Below are 21,391 nucleotides of genomic sequence, written 5' to 3'. Positions count from 1 at the left end.
TAAGCATTCCCGGCCCGATTCGCCTAAGGCAACAGATCCTCAAGACGGCCATGCAAGCGCTGCGGAAGGTTCTCCTGGATCTCGATCAGCGCGCGCGCAATAGCACTCTGAAAGCCCTGGACACCCGCAGAACCGTGGCTTTTTACCACAATACCCTGCAGACCGAGGAAGCTTGCGCCGTTATGCCGCGCCGGGGCCAGGTCCGCCTGCAAGCGCCGCATCAACGGCAACGCCAGGGCACCCACCAGCCGCGAAGCCAGATTGCGCTTGAACAACGCCTCGATCCGCGCAGCAATCATCGTAGCCAGGCCTTCGCTGGACTTAAGCAGGATATTTCCGACAAACCCGTCACAAACCACCACATCGGCCTCGCCACGATATAACCCATCGCCTTCGACGAACCCGATGTAGTTCAAGCCCCGCGCCTGTTGCAACAGGCTGGCGGCCAACTTGACCTGCTGGTTACCCTTGATGTCCTCGGTGCCGATGTTCAGCAAGGCCACCCTTGGCCGCACCACACCCAGCGCCTCGGCCGCGACCGAGCCCATCAGGGCAAAGTGCAGCAGGTGCTCGGCGCTGCAATCGACATTCGCCCCCAAGTCCAGCAGTTGGCAGTAGCCACGCTGCGTCGGGATCGCCGCAACCATCGCCGGCCGATCAATGCCCGGCAGGGTTTTCAGCACATGGCGGGACAAGGCCATCAAGGCCCCGGTATTGCCGGCACTGACACAAGCCTGGACCTTGCCATCGCGCAGCAGCTCAAGGGCCACGCGCATGGAGGAGTCAGGCTTGCCACGCAGGGCCTGGGCTGGCTTTTCATCCATGCCGATGGTTTCGCTGGCCGGCGTTATCGTCAGGCGCGCGCGATCCACAGCCGCATGGCTGGCAATCAGTTCTTCAAGTAGGGAGGGTTGACCGACGAGGGTCAGGTGCAGCGAGGGCGTAGCAGACAGGCTGGCAATGCATGCCTGGACAATGCTGCGGGGACCGAAGTCCCCGCCCATTGCGTCAATCGCGATGACTTGAGCAGACAAGTGATTACTCGTCAGCGCCCTTGTCGATCACTTTACGGCCACGGTATACGCCTTCTGGCGATACGTGGTGACGCAGGTGAATTTCACCGGTGGTTTTTTCTACAGACAGAGTGCTTGCCGTCAGGGCATCGTGCGAACGACGCATGTCACGGGCAGAGCGGGATTTTTTGTTCTGCTGAACAGCCATAATTGATTAACTCCTAAACGTTTGGGTCACGCTTTAACTGCGCCAATACACTGAACGGGTTGGACCGCGTTACCTCGTCCTCGCTCGGTTCGGACTCGTCATCGAGCCCCGCCGGCTGCTGGCATTCTTCCGGATGATGAGCAGGCACAATGGGCAAGGCGAGCAGAAGCTCCTCCTCGATCAGTGCATGCAGATCCAAAGGATCTTCGCCCAGTTCCAGCACGTCATAACCTTTCGGCAACGACTGGGTATTCGCACCCTCTTTCACCACAGCATAACTGCATTCGCTGTGGATCGGCAGGGTGACCAGCTCAAGACAACGCTGGCAAACCATTTTGACCTCGGTGTCGATAAAGCTGTGGATTACCACAGATTTACGTTCATCTCGCTCAAAAACGAATTTAGCCTGCACCGTACCGACATTGTCGGAAAGCGGGTCGCAGAGTCTCTCCAAATCGGCCAGCAACACTTCACCTTGGAGGGTGGTGCCACGATCAGCCAATTTGCGCGGGTCAACGTGAGGTGGAATCGGGTCATTCAACATAGGCGCAGCATTATAGGGATGCACCCGCCCATGTCAAAGGAAATTCAGCCCTGTGCGCCAGACTGTCCGCTCGCTAGAATCCGCGACTGCCTTGAGGAGAGCCACATGTTGCCTTTATTACTCGCTTCCAGCTCGGTTTATCGCCGGGAACTGCTGAACCGCCTGCACCTGCCGTTCATCTGCAGCTCGCCGGATATCGACGAAAGCCATCACGCCAACGAGCCAGCAGCCGACCTGGTCAAGCGCCTGGCCGAGCAAAAAGCCCGCGCCCTCGCCGGCAGCCACCCTGGGCATCTGATCATCGGCTCGGACCAGGTCGCAGCGCTGGATGGCCAGATCATCGGCAAGCCCCACACCTTTGAAAAGGCCCGCGAGCAATTACTGGCGGCCAGCGGCCGGCAGGTCAGCTTCCTGACCGGCCTGGCGCTGCTCAATAGCGACACCGGGCATTGCCAGGTGGACTGCATCCCCTTCACCGTCACGATGCGCCAGTTGGACCCGGCACAGATCGAACGCTATCTGCGGATCGAGCAGCCCTACGACTGCGCCGGCAGCTTCAAGGCCGAAGGTTTAGGGGTGAGCCTGTTTCAAAGCACCGAAGGGCCGGATGCGACAAGCCTCGTCGGCCTGCCGCTGATTCGCCTGGTGGACATGCTGCTGGCCGAAGGCGTGCAAATCCCCTGAAAGCACCACAAAACCCAATGTGGGAGCGGGCTTGCCCGCGATTACGGCGGATCAGCCAAATATGTACCGACTGATCCACTGCCATCGCGAGCAAGCCCGCTCCCACATTTTGGGCTACGCCAATCGCGAGCTCAGCGTAAGGTCGGCCCCTGGAAGCCCATATACAGCGCCAATTTCTCCGCCACACTGGCACCCAGTCGCTTGGAGAAGCGATCGAACGGCGACTCCTGGACGGTAAAGTCCACCAGCTCCTTCTCGCCAATCACATCCCGCGCCACCGAACTGGCACTGCCCAGGCCATCGATCAAGCCCAGCGGCAACGCCTGCTCACCGGACCAGATCAGGCCGGAGAACAACTCCGGATGCTCTTTATCCTTGAGCCGCTCACCGCGCCCCTGCTTGACGCTGGCAATGAACTGGCGATGAGTGGTATCGAGCACGCTCTGCCAGAACTGGGTTTCATCAGCCTTTTGCGGCTGGAACGGATCCAGGAAAGACTTGTGCTCGCCCGAGGTGTAGGTACGCCGCTCAACCCCCAGCTTCTCCATGGCCCCGACAAACCCGTAGCCGGCCGCCGTCACGCCAATGGAGCCCACCAGGCTGGCCTTGTCGGCGTAGATCTGGTCGGCGGCGCTGGCAATGTAATAGGCACCCGAGGCACCCAGGTCAGAGATGACCGCGTACAGTTTGGTCTCTGGATGCAGCGCGCGTAGGCGACGGATCTCGTCATAGACATAGCCCGACTGCACCGGACTGCCACCCGGACTGTTGATGCGTAGCACCACACCCTTGACCTTGGGATCCTCGAAGGCCGTGCGCAGGCTGCTGACAATATTGTCGGCACTGGCGGACTCCTTGTCGGCAATCACCCCACGCACCTCGATCAGCGCGGTGTAGCTACCACTGCGGGCGGCGCTTTTTTCCATATCCACCAAAGGGCTGAACAACACCAGCATGCCAATCAGGTAGGTAAAGGTCAGGAGCTTGAAGAAGATCCCCCAGCGCCGGGCGCGACGCTGCTCCTGGACGCCCGCCAGCAGGGTTTTTTCCAGCAGTTTCCAGCTTTTATCATCGCCATTGTCGGCACCGGCCTTGGTCGGTGCTTTCCACTCATCGGTCATGCCATCTACCCCAGCAAAAACTTAACGGGCCTGGTTGAGCCAGGCGTGCAATTGCGAAAACCGGTCAATCGTCAGTCGCGGCTCGTAAGCCTGCAAGGCTTCGGGGGACTGTGCGCCATAGCTGACGGCAACGCTGTCCATGCCGGCGTTGCGCGCCATCAGCAGGTCGAACGAAGCATCGCCCACCATCAACGACTCACGGGCAGACACGCCGCAATGGGCCATGATCTGCTCCAACATCAATGGGTGAGGCTTGCTTGCGGTTTCATCGGCGGCGCGGGTGATATCAAAATAATCTTCCCAGCCATTGGCCTTGAGCACCCGATCCAGGCCGCGCCGGGCCTTGCCGGTAGCCACCGCCAGGTGATAGCCCTGCTCACGAAATGCCGCCAGGGACTGCACTACCCCTTCAAACAAGGGTGACGGCTCGGCCTCCAGGGCAATGTAGTGATCGGCGTAATGCTCGCGAAACGCCACCAGCTCACTGTCAGCGATCTGCGGATACAAGGTGCGAATGGCTTCGGGCAAGCCCAGGCCGATGATGCCCTTGACCGCCAGGTCACTGCACAGCTCAAAGCCGGAACGGGTCGAGGCCATGTGCATGGACTCGACAATCCGACCAATGGAATCGCACAGGGTGCCATCCCAGTCAAAGATCAGCAGCTTGTAGTCAGGGCGCGACACTCAGGCGCTCCACGGTCTTGGCCCACATCTCGTCCACAGGCGCCTGCAACTTCAATTCGCCACCATCGGGCAACGGCACCGTCAGCATGTAGGCATGCAGGAACAGGCGTTTGCCGCCAAGGTCACGAATCTCCTTGGAGAACCCTTCGTCGCCGTACTTGGTATCGCCAGCAATGCAGTGGCCCGCATGCAAGGTATGCACGCGGATCTGGTGGGTGCGCCCGGTCACCGGCTTGGCCTCGACCATAGTCGCGAAATCACCGAAGCGCCGCAGCACCTTGAACAGGGTCAGCGCCTCCTTGCCCTCCTCGTCCACCTCGACCATGCGTTCGCCGGAGCGCAGGTTGCTCTTCTGCAACGGCGCCCGCACGCTCTTGATCGAGGACGCCCAATTGCCGCGGACCAGCGCCATATAACGCTTGTCCACGCCATCGCCGCGCAGGGCGGTATGCAGGTGGCGCAACATGCTGCGCTTCTTGGCGATCATCAACAGGCCGGAGGTGTCGCGATCCAGGCGATGGACCAGCTCCAGCTCCTTGGCATCCGGACGCAACTGACGAAAGGCTTCGATCACCCCGAAATTCAGGCCGCTGCCGCCGTGCACCGCAATGCCGCACGGCTTGTTGATCACGATCAGCTTGTTGTCCTCGAAGACAATCGACGCCTCAAGGCGCTGCAACAGGCCCTGGGCCAGCGGCACGGGCTCGTCGCGCTCAGGCACGCGAACAGGCGGCACGCGGACGATATCGCCCGCCTGCAGCTTGTACTCAGGCTTGATCCGGCCCTTGTTCACCCGCACTTCGCCTTTGCGCAAAATGCGATAAATCAAGGTCTTGGGCACGCCCTTGAGCCTGGCCAGAAGAAAATTGTCGATGCGTTGGCCGGCATATTCCGGCGAGACCTCAAGCAGCTGGACGCTGGGGGTCGGGGGGGTGGTAGTCGTCATGTCGGGAATGATAACAATTTTTTATGGAATTGAAGCACTTAATCATTGCTGCTATAGTCGCGAACGCCGCCAAAAGCGGCCTGGACAGAGGACTCGCGGCAAACTGCCGCCCCTGACCATCGCAATTCATCAGGACGCGAGGCCGTCCTACGGGGCTCTTGCCATACTGGAAGGCTCAAGATTGTAACAAGCGCAGGTGACATGAGGCCTGAAGCGAGTGCAGGAAGCAGAGTGATTACTCGCCTCTTGCGCCGATATTTACGGCCAGTTCACAAAGTGCAGTCAGTCTTGTACCAGACCACGGCGAATGCTTCGGAAACAACGCCTGTTATTAGCCATGAGCGTGAACTCCCCATTGGAGAACACGGTAAATGCCAACCCGCTGCGGATTCTGCGCGCGGCAGCACCCGAATTATCAGGGATACGTGTAGGGTGGAGATGCACAACCGTCGGACTGTGTAGCACTAGGCTTATATTTAGACGCTTCATCTCGTCCACAGTCGCCGGTTGATTCCTCCTCCTGACTGAGTGCTTATTAAGTCACCACAGCAAGCAGGACGCGTAAGTCGCGATACCAGCCCAATTGGCCAGTATTGCTGGACACTGGAGTGGCCAACCACTCTTGACGCACCTGACACCGACCGTGAGAAGTCGTGTGTGCCGAACGCCGTTTCCGGCAGCCCGGAAACCGACGGTACAACATGAAAAGAATGCTGATTAACGCAACTCAACCCGAAGAGTTGCGTGTTGCACTGGTAGATGGCCAACGCCTCTACGACCTGGACATTGAGTCCGGTGCACGCGAGCAGAAGAAGGCCAACATCTATAAAGGCCGGATTACTCGTATCGAGCCAAGCCTTGAGGCTGCCTTTGTCGATTTTGGCTCTGAGCGCCATGGCTTCCTGCCCCTCAAAGAAATCTCCCGCGAGTACTTCAAGAAAGCCCCTGAAGGCCGCGTGAACATCAAGGACGTCCTGAGCGAAGGCCAGGAAGTCATCGTCCAGGTCGAAAAAGAAGAACGTGGCAACAAGGGCGCAGCCCTGACCACCTTCATCAGCCTGGCTGGCCGTTACCTGGTCCTGATGCCGAACAACCCGCGTGCTGGCGGCATCTCCCGTCGCATCGAAGGCGAAGAGCGCAACGAACTGCGTGAAGCGCTGAACGGCCTGATCGCCCCGGCCGACATGGGCCTGATCGTGCGCACTGCCGGCCTTGGCCGCAGCAGCGAAGAAATGCAGTGGGACCTCGATTACCTGCTGCAACTGTGGACCGCTATTAAAGAAGCGTCCCTGGACCGCTCCGCGCCATTCCTGATCTATCAGGAAAGCAACGTGATCATCCGCGCCATCCGCGACTACCTGCGCCAGGACATCGGCGAAGTACTGATCGACAGCGTTGAAGCCCAGGACGAAGCCCTGACCTTCATCCGCCAGGTGATGCCGCAGTACGCCAGCAAGATCAAGCTGTACGAAGACAGCGTTCCGCTGTTCAACCGTTTCCAGATCGAAAGCCAGATCGAAACTGCCTTCCAGCGCGTGGTCGAACTGCCTTCCGGCGGCTCCATCGTGATCGATCCGACCGAAGCCCTGGTGTCCATCGACATCAACTCGGCGCGCGCCACCAAAGGCAGCGACATCGAAGAAACCGCCCTGCAGACCAACCTGGAAGCAGCCGAAGAAATCGCTCGCCAACTGCGCCTGCGTGATATCGGCGGCCTGATCGTGATCGACTTCATCGACATGACCCCAGCCAAGAACCAGCGCGCCGTGGAAGAAAAAGTCCGCGAATGCCTGGAAGCCGACCGTGCCCGCGTACAAGTTGGCCGCATCTCGCGCTTCGGCCTGCTGGAAATGTCCCGTCAGCGCCTGCGTCCATCCCTGGGCGAAAGCAGCGGCATCGTCTGCCCGCGTTGCAACGGCACCGGCATCATCCGTGACGTTGAATCGCTGTCCCTGGCGATCCTGCGCCTGATCGAAGAAGAAGCCCTGAAAGACCGCACCGCCGAAGTCCGCGCGCAAGTGCCGATCCCGGTTGCAGCCTTCCTGCTCAACGAAAAACGCAACTCGATCACCAAGATCGAACTGCGCACCCGTGCCCGTATCGTCATACTGCCGAACGATCACCTCGAGACGCCGCACTTCGAAGTCCAGCGCCTGCGTGACGACAGCCCGGAAGCCCACAGCGGCCAGTCCAGCTACGAAATCGCCGCCGCCGCTGCCGAAGTCGAAGAAGTCCAGCCAGCCGCCGCGACCCGCACCCTGGTTCGCCAGGAAGCCGCCGTCAAGACCGCGCCGGCCCGTGCCAACGCACCGGTGCCGACTGAAGCCGCTGCCCCGGTGGCCGCGCCTGCCGTCCTGCCGGAGCCAAGCCTGTTCAAGGGCCTGGTGAAGTCGCTGGTCAGCCTGTTCGCCACCAAGGAAGAGCCGGTAGCTCCTGCCGTGGTCGAGAAGCCAGCCGCTGAACGCCCTGCACGCAACGAAGAGCGTCGCAACGGTCGCCAGCAGAGCCGTAACCGCAACGGTCGCCGCGACGAAGAGCGCAAGCCTCGCGAAGAACGTGCACCGCGTGAAGAGCGCGCCCCCCGTGAAGAGCGCCAGCCGCGCGAAGCCCGTGAAGAAACCCCAGCCGTAGCCCGTGAAGAACGTGCTCCGCGCGAAGAGCGTGCGCCACGTGAAGAACGCGCGCCGCGTGCCCCTCGCGCCCCACGTGAAGATCGCAAGCCACGTGGCGAGCGTGAAGAACGTGTACGTGAACTGCGTGAACCGTTGGACGCTGCCCCAGCTGTTGCCGCCGTAGCAACTGATGTCGCGACTGAAGAACGTCCGGCCCGCCAGCCCCGTGAAGAGCGCGCCCCACGCCCGCCGCGTGAAGAGCGTCAACCACGTGCCGAGCAGGCTGCCGCAGCCAGCGAAGAAGAACTGCTGAACAATGACGAACAGCCACAGGAAGATGGCCAGGACAACGCCGAAGGCGATCGTCCACGCCGCCGCTCCCGTGGCCAGCGTCGCCGCAGCAACCGTCGTGAGCGTCAACGTGACGCCAACGGCAATGTGATCGAAGGCTCGGAAGAGACCGGCGAAGCCAGCGAAGACAACGCCAACAACGAACCCACCAGCACCGAACTGGCTGCTGGCCTGGCCGTTACCGCTGCGGTTGCCAGCTCGGTCATCAGCGCACCTGCCGAAGCCGAAGCCAACCAGCAGGCCGAACGTGCCACCGCTGCCGTGCAGGAAACTGCCGCAGTTGAAGCACCGGTTGTCGAAGCCACCACCGTGGTTGAAGCACCAGCGGCTGTAGAAGTGGAAGTTGCACCGGTTCGTGAAGCCCAGCCTGAAGCCGAAGTCGTGGCTGCACCCGCAATCGTGGTTGAGCCACAGCCTGTGGTCGAAGCAGTTGTTGAAGCGCCAGCCGCTGAAGCAACCCCGCAAGTGCGTGAAGTTCGCGAAGAACAGACCGCCTTCCAGTGGACTGCCGAGCCAGCCGTCGTCACCGAAGCCCCTGCCCCGGCACCGGTAGAAGAAGCTCCAGCACCGGCTGCTGAAGTGGTTATCGCCGAACCTGCGGTGGTTGCAGAACCGGTTGTGATTGCCGAGCCTGCTCCGGTGGTCGTGGAAACCCCAGTGGTTGCCGAAGTGGCCGCCCCAGTGGTTGAAGCCCCTGCCAGCGCCCTCACCGAAAACGGCCGTGCGCCTAACGACCCACGTGAAGTACGTCGTCGCAAGCGTGAAGCCGAGCGTCTGCAGAAAGAAGCCGAAGAAGCAGCGGCAGCGGCCCCGGCCGTAGTCGAAGCGGTTGCGCAAGCACCGGCCATCGAAGCAGAAGTTGAGCACACTGCCCCAACCATCGACGAGAACCTGCGTTCCGTTGAAGAAGTGGTAGAGCACAACCCCAAAGCCCTGGAAGAAGAGCACGAGCCTAAACCCCTCGCCTGATTCCAACGGCAACTAAAAAGCCCCGCCTGATCACTCAGGCGGGGCTTTTTTATGCGACATGTGGGAGCTGGCTTGCCTGCGATGGTCGTTAACGATGACGGATAAATACCTGACACCCCGAGCAGCTCTTCCAGCCCCTACCTGAATTCCAGTGATTGCGGCACATCCACATCCCATAACACCCCAGGATCATCCACCGGCACTTCCCGCACCTCAGCCTGAGCAAACAGCGCCTTGGCCCCACGGTCCCCAGTCAACCCCATCAACACCGGCCCCAGTGCCTGGCCAAACGCAACAGGATGGCCTTGCCGGCCAGCATGCACCGGCACACTGACCCCCTCCACCCGCTCTATCACCCGCTCAATACTCGCCACCTGGATAAACGGCATATCCCCCAACACCACCAGCCAACCCGTCGCGGGGCCACTGGCGGCCACCGCTGCCGCAATGCTGTCGCCCATGCCCGCCGAATCCAGGAGCAGCACTTCGCACCCATAATGGCGCGCCAGGCGTACAACCTCGCTGCGCCCCGGCGATGTGACCACCCAACGCCGGGTGACACTGGCGGGCAAATTGACCAGCACCTGCTCCAAGACCGGCCGCCTCACCCCATCACGCCCCACACAAGGCGCCAGCAGTTTGTCCTGACCGCTTAACGCGCGGAACCGGCTGCCCTGCCCCGCCGCCAGGACAATGGCGGTGATGGCGCTCGTCAACTGACCGCCTCCCGCACGGGTTTCGCTTGCAACAGCTCTACGCCGTTCTTGATCGCGACGATGTGCGCCATCAACGACAAGGCAATCTCTGCCGGCGTATGACTGCCAATATCAAGACCGATCGGACCATGCAGACGCGCAATCGCCTCGGCTCCCAGCCCCAACACCGCCAGGTTCTCGCGACGCTTGCGGCTATTGGCCCGTGACCCCAGGGCACCGATGTAGAACGCCCGGGAATTGAGCGCGGTCAACAGCGCCATATCATCTAGGCGCGGATCGTGGGTCAGGGCCACAATGGCCGTGCGCTCGTCCGTCTGGATATTGAGCACCGCCTCATCGGGCATTCCCGGCACAAAGCGCCCGTGTTGTTCTTCCCAGCCATGCACGAACTCCGTGCGTGGGTCGCAGATCAATACTTCAAAATCCAACAGCCGCGCGATTTCCGCCACATAGCGCGACAACTGGCCTGCACCGATCAACAACAGGCGCCAGCGCGGGCCATAGATAGCCCGCAAGCGTCCACCGTCAAAACTGACAATGTCGTACTTGCTCGCCGCGCTCAAATGCACGGTGCCCGTCGCCAAGTCCAACTCCCGGGCCACTATTTCATGAGCCTCACAACGCGCCAGCAACTCGGCGACCCACGCAGGATCCCCCACCCGCTCCTCCGTCAGGCGCAAGGTGCCGCCGCAGGGCAGGCCAAAGCGCGCCGCTTCATCGCGGGTGACGCCATAGGTCACCAGTTGCACCGGCGGCCCCTCATCTGGCAAGCGGCCATCATGCAGTCGGGCGATCAGGTCATCTTCGATGCAGCCACCGGACACCGAGCCGATCACCACCCCGTCGCCGCGCAGGGCCAGCATCGCCCCCGGCGGCCGTGGCGCGCTGCCCCAGGTCTGGACCACGCTGTACAGCACCACCCGCTGCCCGGCGCGGCGCCATTCGAGCACGCTGCGCAGGACATTCAGATCCACGCTGTCCATCAGGCCTTCGCCTCCTGCTGCCAGCCCTGTAGCTGATATCGCACAGGCAAGTTGCGGATACGCTTGCCAGTGGCGGCAAATATCGCATTGCACAGCGCCGGCGCAATCGGCGGCACACCCGGTTCACCGACACCGCCCAAGGGCACCTCACCTGTTGGGGTGACCAAATGTATGGCGATTTCCCGGGGCGCCAGGGACATGCGCGCCACCTCATACATATGGAAGTTGTCCTGCTGGACCTTGCCATCCTTAAAGCTGATTTCCCCCAGGACCGCATTGCCCAAGCCCATGACGCACGCTCCCTCGAACTGCGAGCGGATGCGCTCCGGGTTGATCTGCGGGCCGCAATCCACGGCGATGTCGGCCTTGTGCACAATCAGTGTGCCATCATCTTTGACCTCGACCTCGATCACCGCCGCCACATAGGTCACGAAGCTGTAGTGCACCGCCAGCCCCAGGCCACGCCCCTTGGGCAGCGCACGGCCCCAACCGGCAGCCTTGGCCGCGGTTTCCAGCACGCCACGCATGCGCGCGGTATCAATCGGATAACGCTCGGGGGACTCGCCGTAGTTCCATTCTTCGCTCAAGGTTCGCGGATCGATCTGACGATCCGGGCCCAGCAGCTTGAGCTGATACTTCAGCGGATCCTGGCCGGCCTTGTGCGCCAGTTCATCGACAAAACTCTGAATGGCAAACCCGTGGGGGATGTTCGACACCGAACGGTACCAGCCCACGCGGGTGTGGGCAGCAGCCTCGGGGTTTTCCAGGCGCACATTGGGAATGGCATAGGCCATGTTGGTAAAACCCATGCCCAGCTCGAACGCCGCCTCGTGGTTCATGCCCGGCGCAAACAACGCGGTGATGCTGGGTGCCACGGTGCGGTGCAGCCAGGCGGCAGGCATGCCGTCCTTGTTCAGGCCGGCCTTGAGGTACTCGGCGGAGACGGTATGGAAATAGGAGTTGTGGATATCGTCTTCACGGGTCCACTGCACGCGCACAGCCTTGCCGGGAAACTCCTTGGCCAGCACCGCAGCTTCGATGATGAAGTCCGGTTTCGACTTGCGCCCGAAACCGCCGCCCAACAGGGTGACGTGGATCGTGACGTTATCGAACGGCAGGCCAAGGCGCTCGGCCACCCGTTCGCGGGTGACCTGTGGCGCCTGGCTCGGGGCCCAGGCCTCGCATTGCCCGTCTTGATAGCGGGCCACGGCAACCATCGGTTCCATCGGCGACTGCGCCAGGTGTGGCAAGTAATACGCGGCTTCGAGGGTGCTGTCGGCGTCGCTCAGGGCCTGGTCGATGCTGCCGGTATTGCGCACCACTTTGCCGGGCTTGAGGGCCGCCGCTTCCAGGGTCTTGCGATAATCGATGGAGTTGTAGCCGGCATTGGTGCCGTCCTCCCAGACAATCTGCAACGCTTCGCGCCCCTTGATCGCCGCCCAGGTGTTGCTGGCCACCACCGCCACGCCGCCCAATGGCTGGAACTCCGAGGGCAAGGGCCGGCTTTCGATTTGCAGGACCTTGATCACCCCGGGGACTTTCAGCGCCGCGCTGGCATCGAACGACTTGACCTTGCCGCCATACACCTTGGGCCGCGCAATGGTCGCGAACAGCATGTCGTCAAAATGCACGTCGGCGCCGTACACCGCCCGGCCGTTGACGATATCGGCACCGTCGATGGCCTTGGTGGCTTCCTTGCCGATATAGCGAAATTCCGAGGGCTGCTTGAGCCGCAGGCTGTCGCGCGCCGGCACCGCCAGCGCACCGGCGGCTGCGGCCAGGGCGCCATAGCCCAGTTCGCGGCCGCTGGGCTGGTGAATCACTTTATGCAACTGCGCCCGGCATTCGCCCAGCGGGACTTGCCACTGCTCGGCAGCGGCCTGTTCCAGCATGGTTCGCACGGCGGCGCCGCACCGGCGCATCGGCTCGAACCAATGGCGCATGCTGCGCGAACCGTCGGTATCCTGGTTGCCAAAACGCGCTTCATCGCCCGGCGCCTGCGCAACCTTCACCAGCGCCCAATCGGCCTCCAGTTCATCGGCCACCACCATGGTCAGGCTGGTGCGCACGCCCTGGCCCATTTCCGAGCGGTTGCAAATCACGGTGACGGTGCCGTCGGTGGCGATGCTGACATAGACCTTGGGATCATCGACCACCCCATGGGGCATCGCGGCCCCGCCGTATTGCTTGGCCTCGGCGGCAAAGGCCTGGGGCAAGCCCCAACTGGCAGCCACCACCAGCGCACCGGTCGCGCCGACCCCCTTGAGGAACCCACGGCGACTGAGGTTGTTCAGGGCGAAATTGCTCGGCAACTGGCTCATGCCTTGGCCTCCTGCAAGTGGGTCGCGGCCTGGCGGATCGCCGTCTTGATGCGGTTATAGGTGCCGCAACGGCAGATATTGCCGACCATCGCCTCTTCAATCTGCGCATCGCTGGGGTTGGGGTTGGTTTTGAGCAAGGCCGTGGCCGACATGATCTGCCCGCCCTGGCAGTAACCGCATTGCGCCACTGCGGTGTCCAACCACGCTTGCTGCACCACCTGGCCAATCGGGTCGTTATGCAGGTTGTCGATAGTGCTGACGTTCTGCCCTTTGACCGAGCCGATGGGCGTGATGCAACTGCGCGCCGGCGAGCCGTCGATATGAATGGTGCAGGCACCGCACAGGCCCATGCCGCAACCGAACTTGGTGCCGTTGTAACCCGCCACGTCGCGGATCGCCCACAGCAGGGGCATGTCCTCGGTGACATCCAGTGGATGATCTTGACCGTTGAGTTTGAGAGTAATCATGGGCACGCCCGCATAGTGATTGGATTATGGGGTCGAGCTATCTGCCGCTTTCAAAGGAGCGGAGTCGGTTCACGCAGATGGCTCAGGCTAATCGGGCTCTCTTGTGAAGACAGATCTTCACCGGGCCTTTGATAAACAGCGTCTATCGAACAATAAACAGGCATCGTTAGCCTGCTAAGTTAACCCAGCATTAACAAAAAAGCCCTGCAATGCAGGGCTTGGTTCAACAGGCTAGAAGCGTAGCTCAATAACGATTGGGCTCCATTTCCAACTCGACCTTGAAGCTCTCGGCGATATCGCTCTGGATGCGCTGGGCCAAGCTGGCAATATCCAGCCCGGTGGCCGCGCCATAATTGACCAGCACCAGCGCCTGCAACCGATGCACGCCGGCATCACCGTCGCGAAAGCCTTTCCAGCCGGCCTTTTCAATCAACCAGCCAGCCGCCAGTTTCACTTGGCCATCAGCCTGGGGATAAGCCACCAGATCGGGATATTGCAGCTTTAATTGCGCCGCCAGCACCTGGGGCACCAAGGGGTTCTTGAAGAAACTGCCAGCGTTGCCCAGGAGCGCAGGGTCGGGCAGTTTTTCACTGCGAATGCTGCAAATGGCCCGGCTGACATCGCTGGGGGTCGCCTGGGTAATGCCCTGCTCGGCCAGGCGTTGTTGCACCGGGCCATAGCCGAGCTTCAGGTGCGCGACGCGGCTCAAGGCAAAGCGCACCCGCAGGATCAACCAGCGCCCCACTTCGTGCTTGAACAGGCTGTCGCGGTAGGCGAAGTTGCATTCTGCCAGGCTGAAATCGCGCAACTCGCCGGTCTGGCGGTCGAGGGCGGTCAGGCCGGCGAACACATCCTTGATCTCGACACCGTAGGCGCCGATGTTCTGCATCGGCGCGGCGCCGACAGTGCCGGGGATCAGGCTGAGGTTTTCCAGGCCAGACAACCCTTGCTCAAGGGTCCACAGCACAAAAGGATGCCAGGCCTCACCCGCCTCGGCTTCCACCACAACCTGCTGGGTGTCCTCGTGCAGGACGCGGATACCCTGGGTCGCCATGCGCAATACCAGCGCCGGGATATCCTGGGTCAGCAGCAGGTTGCTGCCGCCACCGATCACCAGCAATGGCAACTGTTGCGCGGCCGCATAGGCCAGGGCCTCGCGCACATCGGCGTCGCTATGGGCCTCGGCGAACAACTGCGCACGCACATCGATGCCAAAACTGTTGAAGGCCTTCAGGGAAACCTGGGGCTGCACATCCAGACTCATAACCGCCCCTTCAACTCGATCACCAGCAAGTCGCACGCGGCCTCGATCAGGTCCAGGACCTGCTCGAAACCCTGTTCGCCGTCGTAATACGGATCCGGCACTTCATCCACCGCCGAGTCGTAGCGGCGCAGGAACAGATCCAGCTCCGCCTTGCCTTGGGCCGGCTGCATAGCCTTGAGATTGCGCAGGTTACTCTGGTCCATGGCCAGGATCAGGTCGTAGCGCGCAAAGTCGGCACGCGACACTTGCTGCGCACGCTGGGCCGACAAGTCGTAGCCACGGCGCAGCGCTGCTTGCTGGCTGCGCTTGTCCGGCGCCTTGCCGATATGCCATTCACCGGTACCGGCAGAGGCCACCTCGACCCGGTCCGCCAGCCCGGCGGCCCGCAGTTTGTGGCGCAGCACGCCTTCGGCGGTGGGCGAGCGGCAGATATTGCCCAGGCAGACAAACAGGACTTCCATCACGCCCCCAGCAACCGACGCACGCGCTCAAGGTCTTCCTGCGTATCGACGCCGGCTGGCGGCGCTTGCAGCGCATCATCGACATGAATGCGCACGCCGTGCCACAGGGCTCGCAGTTGTTCCAGTGCCTCGGTGTTTTCCAGCCAGCACGGGCCCCAGCTGACGAAGTCATGCAGGAAGCCCGCGCGGTAGGCGTAAATGCCGATATGGCGACGATAACGTACGCCAGCCGGTAATACGTCACGCTGCTTGGCGAACTCATCGCGCGCCCAGGGCAGGGTCGAACGGCTGAAGGTCAGGGCCAGGCCATTGATGTCGCTGACCACCTTGACCACGTTCGGGTTGAGCAGGGTCTGGATGTCTTCGATAGGTTCGGCCAGGGTCGCCATGCGCGCTTCGGCATGGGCGGCCAGGTTGGCGGCGACCTGGTCGATGACACACGGCGGGATCAGCGGTTCGTCACCCTGCACGTTGACCACGATGGCGTCCGGCGCCAGGCCCAGGTGCGTGGCGACTTCGGCCAGGCGGTCGGTGCCGGAGTTGTGGTCTTCACGGGTCAGCACTGCTTCGGCGCCAAACCCCTTGCAGGCCTCGATGATCCGCAGGTCGTCAGTGGCCACCACCACGCGCTGGGCGCTGCTTTTGCAGGCCTGCTCCCAGACCAGCTGGATCATCGGCTTGGCGCCGATCATCTGCAGCGGCTTGCCGGGCAGGCGGGTAGAGGCATAGCGCGCGGGGATGACAACAGTGAAGGCAGTGGTCATTTATCCAGGCGCTCGTCGGTGGTCAAGGTGCGGGCTTCGCTTTCCAGCATCACCGGGATGCCATCGCGGATCGGGTATGCCAGGCCAGCGCCTTTGCTGATCAGCTCGGTCTTGTCGGCGCTGAGCTTGAGCGGGCCTTTGCAGATCGGGCAAGCGAGGATATCGAGCAGTTTGGTGTCCATGGGGGTTTCCTGGATAAAAGCGTTTTAAGGCAAAAGTCGAGCGGGCAGCAGACGCATCAGTTGCGTGTCAAACCAGGCGATAAACGCCGGTGACGGTGCCGCATCAACTGCAAGGTACCACCAGTGTGCCTGGGCAAAGGCGCGGCACTTCACCGCGTCCTTTTCAGTCATGACCAGCGGCAGTGACGGCGTAAAATTCAGGACCTCGGCGCTGTAGGGCGCATGGTCGGCAAACGCATGGGGTATCGGCCGCCAGTGTAGCGTTTCAAGGGTATTGAAGAAACGTTGCGGGTTGCCGATACCGGCGACCGCATGCACCTGCTGCCCCACGGGAAAATGGTCCAGCGGCCGGCGCTCGCCGGTCAGCAGGTTGACCAGCGTGGTCGGCAGCAGACGGAAAGCAAAGCCGTCCTCACGATCAGCCCCGGCGCCGTTATAGAGCAGGGCATCGACGCTGTGCAGGCGCTCGACCGGCTCGCGCAACGGCCCGGCAGGCAGGCAGCGGCGATTGCCCAGGCCACGGGCGTTGTCGATCAGCACCAGTTCCAGGTCACGGGCCAGGCGGTAATGCTGCAGGCCATCGTCGGAGAGGATCAGGTCCAGGGTCTCGCTGGCCAGCAGGGCTTGCACCGCACGGCTGCGATCGGGGTCGATCATCAGCGGGACGCCGCTGCGCTGCACGATCAACAACGGCTCGTCGCCGGCCACTTGAGCGCTGTCGCTAGCCTGCACCCGCCATGGCAACTGCGCAGGCTTGGCCCCGTAGCCACGGCTGACCACGCCGACCCGCAGGCCACTGCGCTGGCAATGCTCGATCAACCACAGGATCAACGGCGTCTTGCCCGTGCCGCCTACGGTGATATTGCCAACCACCACGATGGGCACCGGCGATTGATAGATCGTGCCCTCGCCCGCCAGGAACCGTTCGCGCTTGCGCTTGACCACAAGGCGATAGAGCGCCTCCAGAGGTTGCAGGAGCTTGAGCGCCGGATGGCCGTCGTACCAGGCCTTGAGCAAACGATCGGACAAGGCCATCAGGGCTGCCCCGCCGCCTCGACGGTGGTCATGCGCAAATGGCTGAAACCGAGCTTGCCGGCAGCATCCATCGCGGTGATCACGGCCTGGTGTGGGGTCTTGCCATCGGCGCTAATGGACAGCGGCATTTGTGTATCACCGCCGGACTCCTTCTGCAGCGCATCCATCACGCTGGCCACGTCGTTTTTCTCAAGCAACTGGTTGTTCACCGAAAACACCCCTTCGGCGCTGATGGTGATCTCCAGTTGCTTGAGCTGCTGGTCTTCAGCCGGCGAGCCGCTGACGGCTTCCGGTAGCTCGACCCGCAGTTGGGTTTCCCGGGTAAAGGTGGTGGTGACGACAAAAAACAGCAGCAGGATAAACACCACATCGATCAACGAGGCCAGGTTGATATCGACGGTTTCCCGGGGCTTGCGGCGAAATTTCACGCTTTGCCCTCGACCAGGTCGACATCGCGGTCGCCCTGGACCACTTCCACCAGCTTGATCGCTTCCTGCTCCATGCCCACCACCAGTTCATCGATGCGCCGTTGCAGGAAACGGTGGAAAAACACCGCCGGAATACCCACCATCAGGCCCGCCGCCGTGGTGATCAAGGCCTTGGAAATGCCCCCGGCCAATACCGAGGCGTTGGTGGTCATGCCCGAACCGGTAAAGGCGCTGAAGATATCGATCATGCCCAGCACCGTGCCGAGCAGGCCGAGCAACGGCGCCATTGCGGCGATGGTGCCCAGGGCATTGATATAGCGCTCCAGCTCGTGGATCACCCGGGCGGCGGCTTCTTCAATGCACTCCTTCATGATCTCGCGACCGTGCTTGGAGTTGGCCAGGCCAGCGGCGAGGATCTCGCCCAGGGGGGAATTGGCCCGCAGTTCCTTGAGCTTTTCCTTGTCCAGTTGCTTGTCCTTGATCCAGCGCCAGACCTGCCCCAGCAGATGATCAGGGGTTACACGGCTGGCGCGCAGGGTCCACAGGCGTTCGGCAACAATGCCGAGTGCGGCGATGGAGCTCAGAATGATCGGCAACATCATCCAGCCGCCGGATTTGACCAATTCCCACACAGTGAATGTCCCCTCGAAAAAGTGCGCCACTTTAGCATACAGGCTGGCGAGGAAGGACCTGCCTGCCGACAGCCATCATGTCGCAGGTACCGGCCTTTGGTAACTGTCAGTGACGGGCGCACGCCAGAAACGACGCTGGCTGCGTGCCATGATCGGCGCCTCGAAAGCCCCCAGGCGCAGGCGCACGGCGCCCTGCTCGGCGCTGTCATAAATGGTGCTGTGAAAATGCTGGTAGCGTGCCAGCACTTGCGGGTGCGGATGGCCAAAGCTATTGCCGCGCCCCCGAGAGATCAGCACCGCCTTGGGGGCCAATTGCTGGACAAACGGCCATGACGAAGAACTGCGGCTGCCATGATGGGGCACTTGCAACCAATCCGTGGCGACCGCCAGGGGTGTGGCCAACAAGGCGCGCTCGGCCTCGCGGTCGATATCGCCGGTCAGCAGCAACCGTTCGCCATTGGCCTGGACCTGCAGCACGCACGACTTCGCGTTGCCGTTGCTGGCATCCGCCCATTGCCACAGCTCAAACGCCACGCCGTCCCACTCCCATTGCTCACCGCTGACACAGGCCTGGGTATCGAGAAATGCCGGCAGGCCCTGGGTTTCCCCGCCCACCACGCGCTTGACCGGCAACCCGCGCGCGATCGCCGCAGCGCCTCCGGCATGATCGGCGTCGGCATGGCTGAGCAGCATCAAGTCCAACTGGCCAACCCCCAGCTTGCGCAGAGCCGGCAGAACCACGCGCTCACCGAGATCGAAGTCCCCCACCCGTGGCCCGGCGTCATACAACAGCACGTGGTTGCGGGTGCGCAACACGATCGACAAGCCCTGGCCGACATCCAGTTGCTCCACCGCCACCTGGCCCAACGGGATCGACTCACGGGGCGGGAACACCGCCAGCAGCAACAAAGGCCACCCCAGCAGGCGAAAGGGAATGCCCTTGGGCATCAATAACAGCACGGCGCCCAGCACACTGAGCAACCAGTAGCCCACGGGCACCTCGGCCGGCAGCCACGCCGGTATGTGCCCGGCCAGCAAGGTCAGGGCGCTGAACAGCCAATCCAGCGCGCCACCCGCCAACCACAGCAGGCCACTGCCCAGCCACGGCACTGCCAGCAACAACGTGCCCGCCAGCGCCAACGGCAGCACCAGCAGGCTGATCCACGGCACGGCAAACAGATTGGCCAGCGGCGCACTCAAGCTGATCGGCAAGCCGAGTATCAATAGCAGCGGAAACAGCCCGATAGCGATCAGCCACTGGGCACGGCTCCAGGCCTGCCACGCCCGCCAGGGCCCCAGACGGCCGCTGAAGGCCAGCAGCAACACGGCCACGGCGGCAAATGACAACCAGAAACCCGGTTGCAGGCTGGCCAGGGGTTCAAGGATCAATACTGCATTGAGTGCCAGCAGCAGGGGCCACCAGATCCCCAGATGGCGAAACCGCAGGCGCCACAGCAACACCAGCCCCACCATCACACAGGCCCGCTGCACCGGCACGGCAAAACCGGCGAGCACGCCATAGGCCAGCGCCGCGGCGAATGCCAGGCCACAGGCCCAGGGCAGCCAGGGCAAGCGCCTGGGCCAGCAACCGTAACGGGCCAGGCCGGCCACCAGCGCATAGATCAGCCCCGACAACAGGCCGATATGCTGGCCAGAGATGACCAACAGATGCACGGTGCCGGTGTCCTGCAAGATGCGCCAATCCTCGGCGGCCAAACCGGAGCCGTCGCCCAGTACCAAGGCGGCCAGCCCGGCTGCGCGTCCCTGGGCATCCTCCGCCAATAACTGCTGGCGGATCCCATCGCGCCAGGCATGTCGGGCAGGCGCCAGGCGCTGGCCATCCTTGACCGACCCGGTCGCCCCCACACGCTGGGCCAATAGCCAGGCCTCCTGGTCGAAACCATGGAAATTCAGCAGGCCGGACGGGCGCTTGAGAGTGACAGCCAAACGCCAGCGCTCCCCGCTGCGCACTGGCGGGCCGCCCTGCCAACTCAGCCGGATGCGCTGGGGCAGCCGGTCCTGGCGTGACCGGCTGTCGCTTAGCTCGAAGCGCACCAGCCCATTGGCCTGCTGCGGTAGCCCACTGACGCGCCCTTCCAGCCAACGGGTCTGGCCGTCCAGCGCGGGGATGAGCCGGTCGTCGAGAGCCCGTTGCGCGCTGAAACAGGCCCACGCCAGGCCCAACAGGAAAAGCGCCAGCGGATAAGTACGAAACGGCAGCAGCATCAACGCCACCACCAACATGACCAGCAACCAACCGACCGGCGGCAAGGCAGGCAGCAGGCGCAACGCCAGCAGCCCCAACGCCAGCGCAAACATCCCTGTGCGCATGGATCATTCCTTTAAAGTGACCCATCGAGTGTTAGCCGAGTGGTTCAAGGCGAACTATGATTTTTTGTCACAAAGTCTGAATTTCCCGTTCGTAGAATACGGGCATACTTGCCCCTCGAACTGACCTGGACCCCTTATGCCACGGCGCTTATTCAAACGGTACATGCCCGATCCGACCAGCATTCGGGAACACAAGTCCTTACGCTTTCTCGGCACGCTGCTCCATGACCCCAACCTCTGGCACCTCAATCGGCACTCGGTTGCCCGGGCCATGGCTGTCGGCCTGTTTGCCGCATTCATTCCCATTCCCTTGCAGATGCTGTTGGCCGCCGTCCTCGCCATCTCCGTGCGCGGCAATATGCCCATCGCCGTGAGCCTGGTGTGGCTGACCAACCCGATTACCATGCCCGTGGTGTTTTTCTGCACCTATATGACCGGCACCTGGCTGATGAACATCCCGCCGCGCACCCTGCCCGATGAACTGACCTGGGAATGGATCAGCGGGCAACTGTCGACTATGTGGCAGCCGTTCCTGCTGGGCTCGGTGGTGATGGGCCTGGTATTGGGCGCGCTGGCGTACTGCCTGACCATGGTGTACTGGCGGTGGTGGGTGGGTCATCAGTGGAAAAAACGCCAGCAGCGTAATCGGTAGTCGCCGAGGGGCCTTGCTGGCGC

21 protein-coding genes are annotated in these 21,391 nt (G+C 62.4%); 3 read left to right on the top strand and 18 right to left on the bottom strand.

Going from position 1 to position 21,391, the window contains the following annotated elements; translation table 11 throughout:
• Positions 1 to 23: 23 nt before the first annotated feature.
• From plsX to HBO19_RS04030, 3 genes are read right to left on the bottom strand one after another with little or no spacing between them, the layout of a single operon-like run.
• Positions 24 to 1,034, bottom strand: coding sequence for a phosphate acyltransferase PlsX (gene plsX / locus HBO19_RS04040; protein WP_169955210.1), 1,011 nt, complete (start codon positions 1,032 to 1,034; stop codon positions 24 to 26).
• A 4-nt stretch (positions 1,035 to 1,038) separates the two neighbouring features.
• The gene (gene rpmF, locus HBO19_RS04035) at positions 1,039 to 1,221 is read right to left on the bottom strand and encodes a 50S ribosomal protein L32 (protein WP_008152339.1); all 183 of its coding nucleotides are present in this window, start codon (positions 1,219 to 1,221) and stop codon (positions 1,039 to 1,041) included.
• A gap of 13 nt (positions 1,222 to 1,234) precedes the next feature.
• Positions 1,235 to 1,765 (bottom strand): YceD family protein, encoded by a 531-nt coding sequence (locus HBO19_RS04030; RefSeq protein WP_029299696.1) that lies wholly within the window; start codon positions 1,763 to 1,765, stop codon positions 1,235 to 1,237.
• Positions 1,766 to 1,870: 105 nt separating this feature from the next.
• Here HBO19_RS04030 and HBO19_RS04025 point away from each other — a divergent pair, with 105 nt between their 5' ends.
• Positions 1,871 to 2,449 carry a nucleoside triphosphate pyrophosphatase gene (locus HBO19_RS04025; protein WP_170043758.1) on the top strand — a complete coding sequence of 193 codons (579 nt, stop codon included), beginning with the start codon at positions 1,871 to 1,873 and terminating at the stop codon, positions 2,447 to 2,449.
• A gap of 131 nt (positions 2,450 to 2,580) precedes the next feature.
• On the opposite strand, the gene HBO19_RS04020 is transcribed toward HBO19_RS04025, so the two are convergent.
• The 3 genes from HBO19_RS04020 to rluC are packed head-to-tail and all read right to left on the bottom strand — an operon-like array spanning position 2,581 to position 5,200.
• The gene (locus HBO19_RS04020; RefSeq protein ID WP_169955208.1) at positions 2,581 to 3,570 is read right to left on the bottom strand and encodes a S49 family peptidase; all 990 of its coding nucleotides are present in this window, start codon (positions 3,568 to 3,570) and stop codon (positions 2,581 to 2,583) included.
• A gap of 21 nt (positions 3,571 to 3,591) precedes the next feature.
• Positions 3,592 to 4,254, bottom strand: coding sequence for an HAD-IA family hydrolase (locus HBO19_RS04015; RefSeq protein ID WP_170043759.1), 663 nt, complete (start codon positions 4,252 to 4,254; stop codon positions 3,592 to 3,594).
• Positions 4,241 to 5,200: a 23S rRNA pseudouridine(955/2504/2580) synthase RluC gene (gene rluC / locus HBO19_RS04010; RefSeq protein ID WP_005790558.1), complete on the bottom strand. Its 960-nt coding sequence runs from the start codon at positions 5,198 to 5,200 to the stop codon at positions 4,241 to 4,243. The genes HBO19_RS04015 and rluC overlap by 14 nt, the downstream gene beginning before the upstream one ends.
• Before the next feature lie 701 nt (positions 5,201 to 5,901).
• On the opposite strand from rluC, the gene rne reads away from it, so the two are divergent.
• Entirely contained in the window at positions 5,902 to 9,132 is a 3,231-nt protein-coding gene (gene rne, locus HBO19_RS04005; RefSeq protein WP_169955206.1) for a ribonuclease E, read from the top strand.
• 137 nt (positions 9,133 to 9,269) lie between these two features.
• Here rne and HBO19_RS04000 read toward each other — a convergent pair whose 3' ends face one another.
• The 12 genes from HBO19_RS04000 to HBO19_RS03945 form a co-directional block, all read right to left on the bottom strand.
• A complete protein-coding gene (locus HBO19_RS04000; protein WP_178121049.1) occupies positions 9,270 to 9,848 on the bottom strand; it encodes a nucleotidyltransferase family protein in 579 nt (192 codons plus the stop codon).
• Positions 9,845 to 10,831 (bottom strand): XdhC family protein, encoded by a 987-nt coding sequence (locus HBO19_RS03995; RefSeq protein WP_170056936.1) that lies wholly within the window; start codon positions 10,829 to 10,831, stop codon positions 9,845 to 9,847. Before HBO19_RS03995 ends, HBO19_RS04000 begins: the two co-directional genes overlap by 4 nt.
• The gene (locus tag HBO19_RS03990; RefSeq protein WP_170056935.1) at positions 10,831 to 13,152 is read right to left on the bottom strand and encodes a xanthine dehydrogenase family protein molybdopterin-binding subunit; all 2,322 of its coding nucleotides are present in this window, start codon (positions 13,150 to 13,152) and stop codon (positions 10,831 to 10,833) included. Before HBO19_RS03990 ends, HBO19_RS03995 begins: the two co-directional genes overlap by 1 nt.
• On the bottom strand, positions 13,149 to 13,619 hold the full coding sequence (locus HBO19_RS03985; protein ID WP_076964157.1) for a (2Fe-2S)-binding protein: 471 nt from the start codon (positions 13,617 to 13,619) through the stop codon (positions 13,149 to 13,151). The genes HBO19_RS03990 and HBO19_RS03985 overlap by 4 nt, the downstream gene beginning before the upstream one ends.
• A 244-nt stretch (positions 13,620 to 13,863) precedes the next feature.
• Positions 13,864 to 14,883: a UDP-N-acetylmuramate dehydrogenase gene (gene murB, locus HBO19_RS03980; RefSeq protein WP_170056934.1), complete on the bottom strand. Its 1,020-nt coding sequence runs from the start codon at positions 14,881 to 14,883 to the stop codon at positions 13,864 to 13,866.
• The gene (locus HBO19_RS03975; protein WP_154842658.1) at positions 14,880 to 15,344 is read right to left on the bottom strand and encodes a low molecular weight protein-tyrosine-phosphatase; all 465 of its coding nucleotides are present in this window, start codon (positions 15,342 to 15,344) and stop codon (positions 14,880 to 14,882) included. The genes murB and HBO19_RS03975 overlap by 4 nt, the downstream gene beginning before the upstream one ends.
• Positions 15,344 to 16,108, bottom strand: a complete 765-nt coding sequence (gene kdsB, locus HBO19_RS03970) for a 3-deoxy-manno-octulosonate cytidylyltransferase (RefSeq protein WP_170056933.1) — start codon at positions 16,106 to 16,108, stop codon at positions 15,344 to 15,346. Before kdsB ends, HBO19_RS03975 begins: the two co-directional genes overlap by 1 nt.
• Complete coding sequence (locus HBO19_RS03965; protein WP_003174668.1) at positions 16,105 to 16,290, bottom strand: Trm112 family protein; 186 nt, start codon at positions 16,288 to 16,290, stop codon at positions 16,105 to 16,107. The genes kdsB and HBO19_RS03965 overlap by 4 nt, the downstream gene beginning before the upstream one ends.
• 24 nt (positions 16,291 to 16,314) lie before the next feature.
• Positions 16,315 to 17,325, bottom strand: a complete 1,011-nt coding sequence (gene lpxK, locus HBO19_RS03960) for a tetraacyldisaccharide 4'-kinase (RefSeq protein ID WP_169955200.1) — start codon at positions 17,323 to 17,325, stop codon at positions 16,315 to 16,317.
• The gene (locus HBO19_RS03955; protein WP_029299722.1) at positions 17,325 to 17,753 is read right to left on the bottom strand and encodes a biopolymer transporter ExbD; all 429 of its coding nucleotides are present in this window, start codon (positions 17,751 to 17,753) and stop codon (positions 17,325 to 17,327) included. The genes lpxK and HBO19_RS03955 overlap by 1 nt, the downstream gene beginning before the upstream one ends.
• Entirely contained in the window at positions 17,750 to 18,385 is a 636-nt protein-coding gene (locus HBO19_RS03950) for a MotA/TolQ/ExbB proton channel family protein (protein ID WP_029299724.1), read from the bottom strand. Before HBO19_RS03950 ends, HBO19_RS03955 begins: the two co-directional genes overlap by 4 nt.
• Before the next feature lie 75 nt (positions 18,386 to 18,460).
• Positions 18,461 to 20,716 carry a DNA internalization-related competence protein ComEC/Rec2 gene (locus tag HBO19_RS03945; RefSeq protein ID WP_170056932.1) on the bottom strand — a complete coding sequence of 752 codons (2,256 nt, stop codon included), beginning with the start codon at positions 20,714 to 20,716 and terminating at the stop codon, positions 18,461 to 18,463.
• Between the two features lie 136 nt (positions 20,717 to 20,852).
• Between HBO19_RS03945 and HBO19_RS03940 the strand changes: the two genes are divergently transcribed.
• Positions 20,853 to 21,368 carry a DUF2062 domain-containing protein gene (locus HBO19_RS03940; protein ID WP_169955198.1) on the top strand — a complete coding sequence of 172 codons (516 nt, stop codon included), beginning with the start codon at positions 20,853 to 20,855 and terminating at the stop codon, positions 21,366 to 21,368.
• The last annotated feature ends 23 nt before the right edge of the window (positions 21,369 to 21,391 follow it).

Source organism: Pseudomonas sp. WS 5021, assembly GCF_012985535.1.
GTDB lineage: Bacteria > Pseudomonadota > Gammaproteobacteria > Pseudomonadales > Pseudomonadaceae > Aquipseudomonas.
Note: the sequence above shows the minus strand (reverse complement) of the source record. Positions and strands in the feature narration are given on the sequence as shown.